Source organism: Stenotrophomonas maltophilia group sp. Smal13 (assembly GCF_030236855.1).
GTDB classification, from domain to species: Bacteria; Pseudomonadota; Gammaproteobacteria; order Xanthomonadales; family Xanthomonadaceae; genus Stenotrophomonas; species Stenotrophomonas maltophilia_A.
Window position 1 is genome coordinate 1 of the sequence record NZ_JASJSQ010000036.1, and the last position, 13182, is coordinate 13182.

A 13182-nucleotide genomic window follows, 5' to 3' on the forward strand; every position below is an offset into this window, starting at 1 on the left:
GAGAGCGTCTGCAAGCTCGGAAGCTGCGGCATTGAATGCGCGTGCCGCGCGATCGATTCGGTCGTTGATGTTGCTCATCTTTGGGTTTTCCTGCTGGTGGCGGCCTTCCAGGCAATTTCGGATTGCACATGCTGTGGGAGCTTTGCCCATTGCAGGCGGTGGGGTAAGCGGGAGGCAGCAGCCTCAGCCTCCTTCTTCGGGGAGCCGGCACGCATCAGCTGCTTGGCCAGCGCGCGCTTCGTCAGCGCGACGAGCAAGGATCTGTTGGTCATTGGGTCACCGAAACGGTTTGGGTAACGGTTGGGGGAACGGTTCGAAAGGCTTTGGCAAAGTCTTCCTGCAAGCCTTTCAGAAGGGGCTTCGACGGGGCTTCTGCTACCAGCATCGATTTCGCTGCTAGCAGCATTGCTACCAGCACGATCGCTCGACGAGGGCTCGACGAATGGTCATCGATCGAACGAATTGGACCGCCCGCAGTGCAGATGCCCTCAAAGCGGTGAAGCAACAGCGGCGAAGCAACAGCGGCGTGCGCCTTTCCGGCTACCGCCTGGTAGTAGTTATCTGTGTACTCGCCTTGAGTACGGTTTTGCCCCGAAATGAGGCTCAACCGTACTCGCCTTGAGTACGCTTTCGTTATGTTCTCGTTACGACCAAACATGACCGTACTCACCCTGAGTACGCTACCGTACTCGCCCTGAGTACCGTGTTTTTTTGGCATTCGCCGGCGTATGGGTCCACTGGTGGTCTCCATTGCATGTAGGTCTTCTTGGCATCCACCTCATCACCAGCCGGTCCGATGTTGGTCAGAAAGAAGGATCTCGCTCGGCCTGTTCCAGTCTTCTGGTCGAAGCTCCCGCTGCTCGCCTCTTCGATCCAGCCTCGTTCCATCAGTGCTGCGAAGGCGGCCTGCACCTTGGCCTGTCCGATGCCGGCCAGGCGTTTTCGCGCATCACGCACGCTGAGGAAGATCTCTTTCCCGTTGCTGGGCTTGTAGAGCGCCCGCAGCTCGACCAGCAGCGCCCGCGCCTCAGGGCTCAGAGTGCGATATGCAGGGCAATCCAGCTCCCACGCATAGAGCCGGACGTGTGGCGAGATGGGGACGTAGACAGTGCTGCTACGCCCCCTGGTACGCATCCGCCTCTTGGCCTGCTTGCGGGCTTCCCTCTCACTCATAGGCCGGATCTACGATGACAATCCGAACCTTCTTTCCCTGGTAGTGCTTTGGGAGAGCAGTGAACGGGATACAGGCTCCGACCTGTGAGCGATGGATCACGTCCACGCTCACAGCTTCTTCGTAACGCTTCACGATGCGGGAGGATAGGGTGATCGCGTCGCGGTACAGGTGCGTCTCGCGCGGATTTCTTGCCGCGTATTTCAGAACGTCGGACAGATCGTCGGTCACGTCAGGCCTCCAGATTCGAGGCCAGCGCCTTCGCGTACGCGCGTTCGATCTGCTCGGCCACGCCCAACATTTCGCGCAGCTCGGCAATCTTGGCCTCGGCCATCGTGTGGATCCGCTGCAGGTTGGCTTTGCCTACCGGGTGTGCGGCCAGCAGCGTCAGGTCGGTGGCCTGGATCATCGCCAGCGTGTCGCGCATGGTCTTGATCGGCGACGTGCCGGGCGGTGAGCGGAACAGCTTCTTCTTCGGGGAACGCTTCACGGGGTCACCTCATGCAGTGCAGCGCGCAGGGCGTCGCGGTTGGGGGCGAAGTCGGGCCGCAGGGCACAGGCCCACTCCAGGGCGCGCAGGGCGCCTCTGGCGGCTTCGCGGAGGGTTGAGTCGGGCTCGGTATGCTCGCGCAGCAGGTCGGCCAGCTCGTCGCGCAGGAGGGCGTTCATGCACGGCTCTCCTGCACTCGCATTGCCTCCACCATGCGAGCAGCGAGTGCTCGTAGGCGTTCCTCGGACATACCGGTGGACGGTCGCTGCTGGTCGCCTCGGTCACTCGGCAGCCGGACGATGCGCGCGGCCGGGAAGGGGATCACGATGCAGTTCATGAGCGGCCCTCCAACTGAGCATCGCGGTACGCACGCAGGTAGCGCCACGCGGTGGCCCTGCTCATGCCGAATCGGTCTTCGAGATCGCGCGCGCGCAACGGCCGCTGGCGATCGCGTGCCCAGCGAACGAACACGAAGGCGAACTCGATTGCCGTGGTGGCGCCGGCGGGGCGCTGGTACTGGTTGGCGGCGCTCATGCGGCCACCTGCTGGTGACTGCATTCCTGCAAGTCCTGCAGCCGTTCGGCCTCACGCACCAGGTTGCGTCCCATCTGCACCTGCTGCAGGAGCAGGTGGTACAGCTGCATATCGCCGCCTCGGGCGTCTTCCAGCATCAGCAGGAGAACCTGCTCGGTACCGGCCAGGATCCAGCGCAGGTCGCCAAGGGCAGCCCGGCAGGTCGTGGTCGGGGCGATCAGGTAGTCGCCTTCCCCGTCCCAGAACTTGCCGGGGCCAAAGTCGTCTGGATGGGCGTCAGGGGAGTGCGCGATGGATCCGACGACGGATTGGTGTAGAGTATTTCGCATGGTCACGTTCCTGGTAAGGGTTCGTTGGCTTCGACGGCTCACTCCGGCTGCTACCGGGTGGGCCGTTTTCTTTTGTGGACGCGCAGACACGCAACCCCCTTCACGCCGCAGCGTTGCTGGCGGCTTCACGTTCCTTCGCAGCGATGAAATCGCGCAGTGCGGCGGCCGAGACCATCCGTCGTCGACCAACCTTGAAGGTCTTGATCTCCGCCGCGCCGATCGCGCGGTAAAAGGCGTTTCGGTTGAGCCCGGTGACCGCCAGCGCCTCTTCGACGTTGTAGCTAAGACGTTCCGCGATCTGGCTTTTCTGAACGGGGCTGCTCATGGTTTTTGCTCCTACGAGTGGCGACATGCCACTACCGTAGGTGCACATTGCACTGCACCTATTCCAGTGTCAAGTGATTTGGCACTGTTTCAGTGGCATACTTCGGCCATGAGCAAATCAACCCCCATCAAGACGCAACTTCGAATGCCTGCCGACCTGCAGGTTCAGTTGGTAGCCGCCACGGAAACGAGCGGTCGGTCGATGAATTCCGAGATCGTGACTCGGTTGGAGCAGTCGTTGAACGCAGGGCCGGATCTGTCCGCGCTCATTGCCGGGATGGCAGCGCTTACCGCAGCGGAAGCGACGACACAGAGCGCGTACTGGGCGTACGCACAAGCTTCTGCTGGTGCTCAAGATCAGCCAGCCCAAGCCAAGGCGACAGACGACGCACGCCGGACCTGGCATGAAGCGATTGCGCGTGAGGCACGCGAGGGGCGCCGCGTGGCCGATTTGATCCTCGACATCTGCAGGTTGCATGACAGCATTGCAGACAGGCTATTTCCGGACGGAATTCCGGACCTTTGATCTAGAGGAACTGCACCTGCGCGAGTTTGTCCCGCGCAGCGCCTTGCACCAGGTGCCCGTAGTGCTTCTCGATCATCGCCAGGGACGTGCCGGCGAGCTTGGCCACCGTCAGTAGGTCCATGCCGGCCACGATCGCGTCGGTGATCCAGCAGTGGCGCAGCGTGTAGAGCGTCACGCCTGCCGGCAGTCCGGCCCGCGCAGCGGCATCCCGAACCAGCTCGCTCCAGTCGGTGGGCGTCCACGCCTTCTTCCCGTCCTGGGTGAACAGGTGTGCCTTGGGCAGCTTCCCCTTGGCCAGGCGGTCGAACAGCGCAGTGGCAGCAGGCGAGAGCGGGATCTTGCGGTCGTGGCCCTTGCTGCGGAACCTCACGCTCGCGGTGCGTCCGTCGAAATCCGAGCGCAGACATAGCGACGGGTCGCCCGGCCTGCAGCCGGTCAGCGCCACACACTCGATCAGGTCGCGCACCGGCCCCTCAGCGGCCTCCAGTAGCGCGCGGCGCTGCTCCCTCTCCAGGTACAGGCCACGGCGCTGCCCGGCGTCCTTGAGCGGCTTCACGGCGTTCCATTCGAATGCGAGGTCAGGCGAAACCTTGCGGCGAGCGACAGCGTGGTTCAGTGCGGCCACCAGCGTTGTGCGGATGCGGTTGATGCTGGAGCGCGCCAAGGGCTTCGCCACTGGCGGCCGGCCGCGCTTCACTGGCAGCGGTGGGAGGTCGCCCTTCTCCACGCGATCGCGCCAGGCCTCGACGTGATCTTGGTGGAGATCCTTCAGGCGCACCTTGCCCAGCTTGTCGCCATAGAGGCAGCGCTCAAACCGGCGCTTGGCGTCGTCCGATGCGGTCTTGCGGCCGTCCTTCTCCAAGGCGGTCACGTAGTCGCGGCAGGCATCGGCCACCGTGAGTTCGCTCTTGGGCGTCACCACGGCCAGCGGGGCACCGTGCTTGTCGATCTCGGCGGAGAGGCGGCGGGCAGCCTCGCGGGCCCCCTCCAGCGTCGTAGCCGGGTAGTTGGCGAAGGCCTTCTCCTGGCCGCGGCCCCACACCATCGCCCACGACTTGGCACCAGCGGCGGACACGCGCAGCACCAAGCCTGGAACTGTCGCATCGCGCAGACGATAGGCCCTGCCTGTGGCCTTCGCTGCGTCTACGGTTTTCCGTGTCAGTGCCTCTCTCGTCACCTTCGGCATCACCTTGCTCCTGCATATCTCCTGCAAAAAGCAGTGTGTAGCCAAACCGAACGATACGCAACGACCCTATAGATTCAGGGCTTCACGGTGGATTGACCGTGCTGCAAGGGTGCATGCCATCCTTCACACGGCAAGGGTCACAGGTTCGATCCCTGTACCGCCCACCATGTTGCAGAACGAAAGAAGCCTCCAGCAATGGGGGCTTTTTTGTTGCCTGTGATTCCGTAGTACCCGCCGAAGCGATCACCGTTTCAGCCGAGGTCCTCCAGCAGCTCGCGCGCGATCATCGCGGTTGCATCCAGCAGGTCGTGACCGCTGCCGGCCCGCACCACCACCGCCAGCAGGCTACGGCCCACATCGGCATTGCCGCCGCTCAGTTCCATCTCGCCTTCAAAGCACAGATCGGCCAACCATTCATGGGCCTGCTGCAGTCCGCGCTTGCGGACGCGGCGGAACTCCGCGAGCAGCTTCGCCTGGCCGGCCTCCTGCTCACCATCGGCAAGCAGGCCGATGGCACCGCCGTGCGCCGCGCGCCAGATGGCCGGTAGCGGGCGACCGTTCGCGTCCACCACGTCCGCCGAGAACTGCGCGCAGTACATTTCGTAGCGCTTGCCCGCTGTGCTGCAGGGCACGATGCCGGCCTCGGCCAGCAGGCGTTCGGCTTCATCCAGTTTGCTGAACTTCAAGCGCAGCAGTGCAGGACGGCTCAGGTGTTGTGCCAGCGCCTGCTGGTTGGCGGTGAACCAGACGTTCCAGCCCACGCTTGCGCGGCCTTCCAGTGCGGCCTTGAAGTACTCCAGGTGTTCGGCGTCCATTGCGGTCTCCTGCGCTCCCTGCTCGATTGTAGCGGGCGCATATCCGGGCCGGTCAGGCGTCGTCGCCGGAGAGGCAATGATGTGCCTCGCGTACCAGCTGTCGCGCGGCCACGATCAGCCCGTCGGTGTGGAAGGCGCCCAACTGTTCGTCCGGGTCGCCTTCGTTACGCACGTGGGCGGGCCCGTGCCACGAATGGAAGCAGAGGGTTCCATCCCTGCGCTGTCCCGCCGCCCCGGGCAGGCGTAGTCTCAGCCCGTCGCCGTGCCCATCCACTCTGGAGTGCCACCATGCCGCTCGCCCGCATTGATCTTCGCAAAGGTAAATCCGCCGACTACCTGCAACGCGTCGGCGAAACCATCTACCAGGCCATGCGCTCGGTGGGCGTGCCGGAGAACGATCGCTTCCAGATCTTCCAGCAACATGAGCCGGGCACGTTGATCTATGACCCCGGCTACCTGGGCGTGGACCGCACCGACGATTTCATCTGCATCCAGATCACCTGGAACGAAGGGCGCACGCTGGAGCAGAAGAAGGCGCTGTACGCCGGCATCGCCGAGGGCCTGCACGCGGCGGTGGGTATCCGCCGCGAGGATGTGTTCATCAACCTGGTGGAAGTGAAGCGGGAAAACTGGTCGTTCGGGAACGGGCAGGCGCAGTACGTGAGTTGATGCGCGAAGCGCATCCACGCATGGCGTGGTTCCACAGCGTGGTGGGCGTGCGCAGGGAGGGCGTGCCCATCGCTGTGGCCGGCAGCACAGCCCTGCGTCACCGTGTCGCAGGGGGCAAACCCTGAACCGGGTCCAAGGTTGGTCAGGGCCCCGTAGAATGGCGGCGTGCGTCGTTCTGTCCTCCACCGCCGGTTCCAGGCCCTGGCATGGCTTGCCATGCTGCTGGTGCTGCTCGCCCCGCTGGTGAGCCGCTGGCTGGCGCACGGTCACGTGGCTGCTGCAGTGCCCGTGGCGGCGATGGACCACGCGATGCACGCAGAGCATGCGCAGCACGCGATGGAAGGGCACCACGACCATCACGCGATGGCGATGCCGCATGGCGACGCCGCAAAGAAGCCGCCCGCCGACCCACATGCCGATCATGAAATGGGCGTGGACTGCGACTACTGCCTGATCGCTGCACGGCTGATCACGCTGCTGGTGGCGGCAGTGCTGCTGTTGGCGCCGATGGCACCGGTGTGCCGCGCGCTGCGCGGTGCGGTGCGGGCGTTGCCGCAACGGATCAGCGGCACATTGGGAGCGCGTGGGCCGCCAGCCATGATGGCCGCCTGAGCCGCACGCGCGTTGCATTGAACATATTTCCATGAGGTTGCCGGCCACGGCCGGTGCCCGCACGCGCGTGTTTGCCCCTTTCTGATTGCTGCCCTGCCATTGCGGGGTGGCCTTGCATGCCGTGAAAAAAATGAAAACGAACCCCAACTCCGCGCACCTGCGCCGGGCGACGCTGCCTGTCCTGTGCGCGTTGCTCCTGCACACCGCCCCCGTACTTGCCGCCGATGCGGCACCACCGACCACGCTGGATACCGTGCGGGTGGTCGATACCCGCAGCGGCGAGCTGTCTTCCACCGCCAGCGCAGGCTCTGCGTTGGGCCTGAGCGTGCTGCAGACACCGGCCAGCCTGACGGTGATTTCGCGCGAGCAGCTGGAGCAGCGCGGCGACAGCAACCTCAACGATGCGATCAGCCGGGCAGGTGCGATCAGTGCCATGCCGCACCCGGGCAATGGCCTGAGCGCGCTGTCCAGCCGCGGCTTCACCGACGGTGCCTCGGTGATGCGGCTGTACGACGGGCTGCGTCAGTACGGCGGCGTGGGCATCACCTTCCCGTTCGATACCTGGTCGATCGAGCGCATCGAAGTGCTGCGCGGGCCGGCGTCGGTCATCCATGGCGACGGTGCGATCGGCGGCGTGATCAACATCGTGCCGAAGAAGCCCTCGCGCGGTGCGATCGAGAACGAGATCAGCGTGACTGTGGGCAGCGAGGACACCGCGCGGCTGAGCTTCGGCAGCGGTGGCGCGCTGACGCCCGAGCTGGCCTACCGGCTGGACGTGAGTGGCAACTACAGCGGTGGCTGGGTTGATCGTGGGCGCAGCAGTGACGCGACGTTCTCCGGTGCATTGCTGTGGCAACCGCGTGCGGATCTGCAGCTGACGCTCACACATGCGCAGGGCTACCAGCAACCGATGCGTTACTTCGGCACGCCGCTGGTCGAGGGCCGCCAGCTGGAGGCGTTGCGCCACCGCAACTACAACGTGGACGACAGCCAGATCCGCTATCGCGACCGCTGGACCCAGCTTGATGCGCTGTGGACACCGAACGCGAACGTGGAATGGCGCACGCGCCTCTACCAGATCGACAGCCAGCGCGATTGGCGCAATGCCGAGGCCTATGTCTACAACCGCGCTACCGGCTTGATCGATCGATCTGGCAATACCGAGATCACCCACAACCAGGACCAGACCGGACTGACCTCGACGCTGCGCGTGCAGGGAACGGCGGGGGGCCTGCAGAACAACTTCGCGGTGGGCCTGGACGCCAACCGCGCGCACTTCAAGCACACCAACAACACCTATGCCGGCAGCTCGGGCCCGGTCGATCCGTTCGATTCGGTGCCGGGCCAGTTCGCCAGCGACGCGCCGAACCTGCCGCGCTACCGCAACCGTGCCGAGCAGTACGCGCTGTTCGTGGAGGACCGGCTGGCGCTGAGCGAGCGCTGGTCGGTGCTGGGTGGCCTGCGCCACGACCGCGCGCGCATTGATCGCACCGATCTGATCAGCGGCCAGAATGCGTTCTCGAAGACCTACAGCAGCACCGGCTGGCGTGCAGGCACGGTATTCGCGCTGCAGCCGACGCTGAGCCTGTATGCGCAGTACTCGCAGGCGGCGGACCCGGTCAGTGGCCTGCTGATGATCAGCCCGGCCAACGGTGCCTTCGACCTGGCCAAGGGGCGGCAGATCGAGGTGGGCCTGAAGCAGGCCTTCGATGGCGGCGAGTGGACGCTGGCGGCGTATCGCATCCGCAAGACCGGGCTGCTCAGCCGCGATCCGCTGGTGCCGGACCGCCGCGTGCAGGTGGGCGCGCAGACCTCGCGTGGTATCGAGGCGTCGTTGAACTGGAACGTCGCGCCGCACTGGACGTTGGATGCCAACGCCACGGTGCTGAAGGCCGAGTTCGAGGACTTCCTGGAGACCACAGGTTCGCCGCCGATGCTGGTCTCGCGCGATGGCAACGTGCCGCCGAACGTGGCCGAACGCCTGGCCAATGTGTGGTTGAGCTGGCAGTTCGCACCGGACTGGAGCGCGGCGGGTGGCGTTCGCTATGTCGGCAAGCGCTACGCAGACAATGCCAACACGCTGGAGTTGCCCAGCTACAGCACCACTGATCTGGCGCTGACCTGGCAGGCAGCACCGCGCACGCGATTGTCAGCGCGCCTGTTCAACGTATTCGACAAGGCGTACTACGCCACCGCGTACTACACCAGCACGCAGTGGCTGCTGGGCGCGGATCGCCGCGTCGAGTTCACCGTCGACCATCGCTTCTGAGGACGCGCACCATGTCGCTGCGATCCACTGCCAAGCGCTGGACCTACCTGGTGCACCGTTGGCTCGGCATCGGCGGATGCCTGCTGATGCTGTTGTGGTTCGTCAGCGGCATGGTGATGTTGTTCATTGGCTACCCGAAGCTGACGCCCGGTGAACGTCTGGCGGCATTGCCGGTGCTGCTGGAGGCCCGCGATCTGCGCGGGCTGTCGGTGCTGCCTGCAGCCGTGCAGGCCGAGCCGGAGGCCGTGGCGCTGACCACGCTGCGTGGCGAGCCTGCGTATGTGGTGCGCACGGGAAGCAACGTGGGGGCGTGGTCAGCCGTCACCGGCCAGGCCCTGCTGCCAGTGTCGGCACAGCGCGCCGAAGCGTCAGCGGCACAGTTTGCTGGCGGCCCGGCCTTTGTCGGTGCAATGCGCGTGGAAGAGGACCGTTGGACGCATTCGCGCGCGCTGGACGCGCACCGGCCGCTGTACCGGGTGGAGGTGGGGGGCGCACAGCCCGGTGACCTGTATGTGTCCTCGCGCACCGGTGAAGTGGTGCTGGACGCACCGCATGTGCAGCAGCGCTGGAACTATGTGGGGGCCTGGCTGCACTGGCTGTATTTCCTGCGCATGCAGTCGGTGGATCCGGTCTGGACGTGGGTGGTGATCGTGCTGTCCGCGCTGTGCACGGTGGCGGCGGTCAGCGGCATCGTGGTGGGTGTGTGGCGCTGGCGTTTCCGCGGGCGCTACCGCTCCGGTGCGAAGACGCCGTACGTCGAACCGTGGATGCGCTGGCACCATCTGATCGGACTGATGGCTGCGGCCTTCGTGTTCACCTGGATCTTCAGCGGGCTGATGTCGATGAATCCATTGGGGGTCTTCAGCAGCACGCGCGAGGCGATCGATGTTGAACGCTATCGTGGCAGCGCGGTAACGGTGGATGGCGCGTTGGGTGAGCCGGCGAAGCTTCTGGCGGTGGCCGATGCTGAGCGCTTCCAACCAGTCGAGATCCAGTGGCGCCGCATCGGAGGCGAGCTGTTCGCAGTGCTGCTGGACGGGCGGGGCGAGACCCGCATCGTGTCCAGCGGCAATGGGCACTTGCAGGTTGCGCGGTTGCTGCCGGCAGCGTGGCTGCAGCAGAAGGTGCGTGCGCTGTCCGCTGCGCCGATGCAGGGCTTCGTGGTGCAGCGTGCAGCGGACGCCTACTTCTATCCGCGTGCACCGGAAGCCATGAATGGTGCAGCGGTACGCCGCTTCCCGGTGGCAGTGGTGGACTTCGGCGATGCCGAGGCGACGCGCGTCTATCTCGATCTGGCCACGGGCGATCCGTTGCTGACGATGGGGCATCGCGAGCGCGTGGGGCGCTGGTTGTTCTACTTCCTGCACAGCTGGGACCTACCGGCGATGCTGCGCCAGGAAGGTGCCCGGCTGGCGGTGTTGCTGCTGCTGAGCGCTGCTGGCACCGCGCTGTGTGCCACGGCGACGGTGATCGGCTATCGGCGATTGCGGATGAAGCTGCGGCACAGGCGGCGCTGAGGCCCTGGGCTACATCCGCAGCCAACGTGTGGACACGGCCACCAGCAACAAGGCCGTGGCCACGCCGATGAACGCAGCGATCAGGCCGAAGTGGTTGGCAGCAAAACCGATCAGTGCTGGGCCAGCAAGGATGCCGGCAAAGCCCAGCGTGGAAACGGCGGTGATTGCCAGTGCGCCGGGCATGCGGGTCTGGTGGCCGGCCAGCGAGAACAGTGCCGGTGCGATGTTGGCGCAACCGAGGCCGACCAGCACATAGCCCACCAGCGACGCCTGCCACGGGGTGACCAGGGTCAGCACCAGCACTCCCGCGGCGGCGAGCAGCGCACCGAACACGATCGCGCGCTCACGGCCTACGCGTGCCACCAGTGCGTCGCCGAACAGGCGCGCCACGGTCATGGTCAGGGTGAAGGTTACATAGCCGATACCGGCGAGGCTGGCATCGACGCGACGCACATCGCTGAGGAAGACCGCGCTCCAGTCCAGCATCGCGCCTTCACCGAGGAAGGCGACGAACGCCAGCACGCCGATGAACAGCACGATGCCGTGCGGCAGGGCCAACATCGGTGTGTCGTGCGGCATGCGTTCGCTGTGCCAGTACGCCGCCGACAGCAGCATCACCAGCAGCATGGCGCCAACGCCGATCAGCACCGATGCCAGTGGCGGCAGCTGTGCGGACAACAGCACGGTCATAGTGGCCGCGCCAAGGAAGCCGCCGATGCTGAAGAAGGCATGGAAGCCGGACATCATCACCCGCCGCGCTTCGCGCTCGACGATGACGGCCTGCACGTTCATCGTGCAGTCCATCGCGCCCACGGCGGCGCCGAACACGAACAGCACCAGCCCCAGTGACCAGGCCGAACCGGCCAGCGCCAGGCCGGGCACGGTCAGGCAGATCAGCAGGCTGCTGGCCACCATCACCCGCCGGCAGCCCAGGCGTGCGGCCAGTACACCGGACAGCGGCATGGCCAGCAGCGAACCGGCACCGAGGCAGAGCAGCACCAGGCCCAGCGTAGCGTCGTTGATGTCGGTGCGCGCTTTGGCGAATGGCACCAGGGTGGCCCACAGCGCAGTGGCGAAGCCGGGAATGAAGAACGCAGCGCGGGTCGCGTGCTGTTCGGCACGCGCGCGGTTGGCAAGGGACATGAGCGGTACGGTCAGGGCGGAGTGGGGTGTACCGCGATGCCTGCGGCGCGGAAGCGCGCCGCCAATGCGGGGGGCGCGGTGGTGGTCAGCACCAGGTCGTCGATCTCGTCGAGGCTGGCGATCTGCCAGTTACCGCGGGCACCGAGCTTTTCAGTGGTGGCGGCGACGATGACGCGGCTGCTGCAGGCCACCATCGCGCGTTTCAGCGTGGCTTCTTCCGAATCCATTGCCCACACGCCGGTGTCGCCGTCCACCGCGCAGGGGCCGGGCAGGTATACGTCGGCGCGCAGGCGCTGCACCTGCGCCAACGCTTCAGCGCCGACCGCGCCGCCACCGCTGGCCAGGCGGCCGCCGATCAGCTGCACCGAAGTGCCTTCGAGCATGCTGGCGGCGGTGGCGATCTGCGGAGCATTGGTGATCACCGTCAGGCCGAGAGCGGTCGGCAGCTGCTGGGCGATCGCCAGGTTGGTCGACCCGGCGTCGAGCAGTACGACCTGGCCGGGCTGCAGCAGCGCGCAGACGCGGGCGGCCAGCTCGGCCTTGTCGCCGCGGTCGCGGGTCAGTCGCTCGCGTAGCGGGCGTTCCTTGGGGGGCGGCAGCACGGCGCCGCCGTAGACACGCTGGCACAGGCCTTGGGCGGCCAGCTCGCGCAGATCACGGCGGATCGAATCTTCGGAGACCGCATAGCGGCGCGCCAGTTCGGCGGCGACCACGCGGCCCTGCTGGCGCAGTTCCTCGAGGATCTGCAGGGTGCGCTGGGCGGGGAGGGGGCTGGGATCGGAGCTCATGACGCAAGTCTGCACGTTCGTGCATTAACGTGCAAAAACGTGCATTGGGCAGGCGTGGCCACAGATCGGCTGGACTGTCGGTGAACCCGACCGCGCCAGCGTCTATGGATCGCCCTCGCGGCCCGGCATCATGGCGGGGCACCTGGCATGGAATCCACGATGTCCCCCACCGTTCACCGCAAGCTGCGCATCGGCGCGGACCAGTACACCGGCCAGAAAGTGGTCGACCAGCAGTTCTACGAATGCGATTTCTCCGGCGCTGACCTCACCGCCACCGAGTTCATCAACTGCAGCTTCTACGACGCTGAAAACCGCGCCGGTTGCCGCTTCAATGGCGCCACATTGAAGGAAGCCAGCTTCCGTAGTTGCGACATCAGCATGTGCCACTTCAGTTTCATCAAGGCGCTGGGCCTGGAGATCAGTGAGTGCCGTGCGCAGGGCGCGGACTTCAGCAACGCCAGCTTCATGAACCAGATCACCACGCGCAGCTGGTTCTGCAGTGCCTTCATCAAGAAGTCGAATCTGCGCTACGCCAATTTCTCGCGGGTGACATTGGAAAAGTGCGAACTGTGGGAGAACCGCTGGGACGGCGCGAACGTGAGCGGTGCCAGTTTCGCCGGTTCGGATCTGTCCGGTGGCCAGTTCGAGGGGATCGACTGGAACAGTGCCAACTTCACCGACTGCAACCTGACCAACTCGGAGCTGGGCGAGCTGGACCTGCGCAGCACCAATCTGCGCGGCGCCACACTGGATGTGCAGCAGGTGGCGCTGTTGATGCAGCGCATCGGCATTACCGTGGTGCCGTAGGC

18 protein-coding genes are annotated in these 13182 nt (G+C 65.6%); 6 read left to right on the top strand and 12 right to left on the bottom strand.

Features of this window, described 5'->3' with window-relative positions; translation table 11 throughout:
* Positions 1-268: 268 nt before the first annotated feature.
* The 8 genes from QRO95_RS13300 to QRO95_RS13335 form a co-directional block, all read right to left on the bottom strand.
* Entirely contained in the window at positions 269-607 is a 339-nt protein-coding gene (locus QRO95_RS13300; protein WP_285302762.1) for a hypothetical protein, read from the bottom strand.
* 59 nt (positions 608-666) lie between these two features.
* The gene (locus QRO95_RS13305; RefSeq protein WP_285302763.1) at positions 667-1173 is read right to left on the bottom strand and encodes a hypothetical protein; all 507 of its coding nucleotides are present in this window, start codon (positions 1171-1173) and stop codon (positions 667-669) included.
* Positions 1166-1402 (bottom strand): hypothetical protein, encoded by a 237-nt coding sequence (locus QRO95_RS13310; protein ID WP_285302764.1) that lies wholly within the window; start codon positions 1400-1402, stop codon positions 1166-1168. The genes QRO95_RS13305 and QRO95_RS13310 overlap by 8 nt, the downstream gene beginning before the upstream one ends.
* Before the next feature lies 1 nt (position 1403).
* Positions 1404-1661: a hypothetical protein gene (locus tag QRO95_RS13315; protein WP_285302765.1), complete on the bottom strand. Its 258-nt coding sequence runs from the start codon at positions 1659-1661 to the stop codon at positions 1404-1406.
* Complete coding sequence (locus QRO95_RS13320) at positions 1658-1840, bottom strand: hypothetical protein (RefSeq protein ID WP_285302766.1); 183 nt, start codon at positions 1838-1840, stop codon at positions 1658-1660. Before QRO95_RS13320 ends, QRO95_RS13315 begins: the two co-directional genes overlap by 4 nt.
* Before the next feature lie 154 nt (positions 1841-1994).
* Entirely contained in the window at positions 1995-2195 is a 201-nt protein-coding gene (locus tag QRO95_RS13325; RefSeq protein ID WP_285302767.1) for a hypothetical protein, read from the bottom strand.
* Positions 2192-2524 carry a hypothetical protein gene (locus QRO95_RS13330; protein ID WP_285302768.1) on the bottom strand — a complete coding sequence of 111 codons (333 nt, stop codon included), beginning with the start codon at positions 2522-2524 and terminating at the stop codon, positions 2192-2194. Before QRO95_RS13330 ends, QRO95_RS13325 begins: the two co-directional genes overlap by 4 nt.
* Before the next feature lie 100 nt (positions 2525-2624).
* Positions 2625-2849: a helix-turn-helix domain-containing protein gene (locus tag QRO95_RS13335; RefSeq protein WP_285302769.1), complete on the bottom strand. Its 225-nt coding sequence runs from the start codon at positions 2847-2849 to the stop codon at positions 2625-2627.
* 108 nt (positions 2850-2957) lie between these two features.
* Between QRO95_RS13335 and QRO95_RS13340 the strand changes: the two genes are divergently transcribed.
* On the top strand, positions 2958-3374 hold the full coding sequence (locus QRO95_RS13340) for an Arc family DNA-binding protein (protein ID WP_285302770.1): 417 nt from the start codon (positions 2958-2960) through the stop codon (positions 3372-3374).
* 1 nt (position 3375) lies between these two features.
* Here the strand turns inward: QRO95_RS13340 and QRO95_RS13345 are convergent, their stop codons facing one another.
* Both QRO95_RS13345 and QRO95_RS13350 read right to left on the bottom strand, forming a co-directional pair.
* Positions 3376-4560, bottom strand: a complete 1185-nt coding sequence (locus tag QRO95_RS13345; protein ID WP_285302771.1) for an integrase family protein — start codon at positions 4558-4560, stop codon at positions 3376-3378.
* A 251-nt stretch (positions 4561-4811) separates the two neighbouring features.
* Entirely contained in the window at positions 4812-5375 is a 564-nt protein-coding gene (locus tag QRO95_RS13350; RefSeq protein ID WP_049463479.1) for a hypothetical protein, read from the bottom strand.
* 288 nt (positions 5376-5663) lie between these two features.
* Here QRO95_RS13350 and QRO95_RS13355 point away from each other — a divergent pair, with 288 nt between their 5' ends.
* The 4 genes from QRO95_RS13355 to QRO95_RS13370 all read left to right on the top strand — a co-directional run bounded on the left by QRO95_RS13355 (position 5664) and on the right by QRO95_RS13370 (position 10442).
* Positions 5664-6044: a tautomerase family protein gene (locus tag QRO95_RS13355; protein WP_253143544.1), complete on the top strand. Its 381-nt coding sequence runs from the start codon at positions 5664-5666 to the stop codon at positions 6042-6044.
* 216 nt (positions 6045-6260) lie between these two features.
* Positions 6261-6656 carry a DUF2946 family protein gene (locus tag QRO95_RS13360; RefSeq protein WP_285302787.1) on the top strand — a complete coding sequence of 132 codons (396 nt, stop codon included), beginning with the start codon at positions 6261-6263 and terminating at the stop codon, positions 6654-6656.
* Positions 6657-6786: 130 nt separating this feature from the next.
* Complete coding sequence (locus QRO95_RS13365) at positions 6787-8925, top strand: TonB-dependent siderophore receptor (RefSeq protein WP_285302772.1); 2139 nt, start codon at positions 6787-6789, stop codon at positions 8923-8925.
* Between the two features lie 11 nt (positions 8926-8936).
* Positions 8937-10442 carry a PepSY domain-containing protein gene (locus tag QRO95_RS13370; protein WP_285302773.1) on the top strand — a complete coding sequence of 502 codons (1506 nt, stop codon included), beginning with the start codon at positions 8937-8939 and terminating at the stop codon, positions 10440-10442.
* Positions 10443-10451: 9 nt separating this feature from the next.
* Here QRO95_RS13370 and QRO95_RS13375 read toward each other — a convergent pair whose 3' ends face one another.
* Together QRO95_RS13375 and QRO95_RS13380 are read right to left on the bottom strand one after the other, a co-directional pair.
* Positions 10452-11585, bottom strand: coding sequence for an MFS transporter (locus tag QRO95_RS13375; RefSeq protein ID WP_285302774.1), 1134 nt, complete (start codon positions 11583-11585; stop codon positions 10452-10454).
* An 11-nt stretch (positions 11586-11596) separates the two neighbouring features.
* Positions 11597-12373 carry a DeoR/GlpR family DNA-binding transcription regulator gene (locus QRO95_RS13380; protein ID WP_100437429.1) on the bottom strand — a complete coding sequence of 259 codons (777 nt, stop codon included), beginning with the start codon at positions 12371-12373 and terminating at the stop codon, positions 11597-11599.
* Positions 12374-12532: 159 nt separating this feature from the next.
* On the opposite strand from QRO95_RS13380, the gene smqnr reads away from it, so the two are divergent.
* Positions 12533-13180 (top strand): SmQnr family pentapeptide repeat protein, encoded by a 648-nt coding sequence (gene smqnr / locus QRO95_RS13385; protein ID WP_032127748.1) that lies wholly within the window; start codon positions 12533-12535, stop codon positions 13178-13180.
* Positions 13181-13182 lie beyond the last annotated feature (2 nt).

Bases quoted from the DNA above. Each gene is read 5' to 3' on its own strand.
- QRO95_RS13305 (WP_285302763.1), bottom strand. From the start codon at position 1,173: ATGAGTGAGAGGGAAGCCCGCAAGCAGGCCAAGAGGCGGATGCGTACC.
- QRO95_RS13320 (WP_285302766.1), bottom strand. From the start codon at position 1,840: ATGAACGCCCTCCTGCGCGACGAGCTGGCCGACCTGCTGCGCGAGCAT.
- QRO95_RS13325 (WP_285302767.1), bottom strand. From the start codon at position 2,195: ATGAGCGCCGCCAACCAGTACCAGCGCCCCGCCGGCGCCACCACGGCA.
- QRO95_RS13330 (WP_285302768.1), bottom strand. From the start codon at position 2,524: ATGCGAAATACTCTACACCAATCCGTCGTCGGATCCATCGCGCACTCC.
- QRO95_RS13335 (WP_285302769.1), bottom strand. From the start codon at position 2,849: ATGAGCAGCCCCGTTCAGAAAAGCCAGATCGCGGAACGTCTTAGCTAC.
- QRO95_RS13340 (WP_285302770.1), top strand. From the start codon at position 2,958: ATGAGCAAATCAACCCCCATCAAGACGCAACTTCGAATGCCTGCCGAC.
- QRO95_RS13345 (WP_285302771.1), bottom strand. From the start codon at position 4,560: ATGCCGAAGGTGACGAGAGAGGCACTGACACGGAAAACCGTAGACGCA.
- QRO95_RS13350 (WP_049463479.1), bottom strand. From the start codon at position 5,375: ATGGACGCCGAACACCTGGAGTACTTCAAGGCCGCACTGGAAGGCCGC.
- QRO95_RS13355 (WP_253143544.1), top strand. From the start codon at position 5,664: ATGCCGCTCGCCCGCATTGATCTTCGCAAAGGTAAATCCGCCGACTAC.
- QRO95_RS13360 (WP_285302787.1), top strand. From the start codon at position 6,261: ATGCTGCTGGTGCTGCTCGCCCCGCTGGTGAGCCGCTGGCTGGCGCAC.
- QRO95_RS13365 (WP_285302772.1), top strand. From the start codon at position 6,787: ATGAAAACGAACCCCAACTCCGCGCACCTGCGCCGGGCGACGCTGCCT.
- QRO95_RS13370 (WP_285302773.1), top strand. From the start codon at position 8,937: ATGTCGCTGCGATCCACTGCCAAGCGCTGGACCTACCTGGTGCACCGT.
- QRO95_RS13375 (WP_285302774.1), bottom strand. From the start codon at position 11,585: ATGTCCCTTGCCAACCGCGCGCGTGCCGAACAGCACGCGACCCGCGCT.
- QRO95_RS13380 (WP_100437429.1), bottom strand. From the start codon at position 12,373: ATGAGCTCCGATCCCAGCCCCCTCCCCGCCCAGCGCACCCTGCAGATC.
- smqnr (WP_032127748.1), top strand. From the start codon at position 12,533: ATGTCCCCCACCGTTCACCGCAAGCTGCGCATCGGCGCGGACCAGTAC.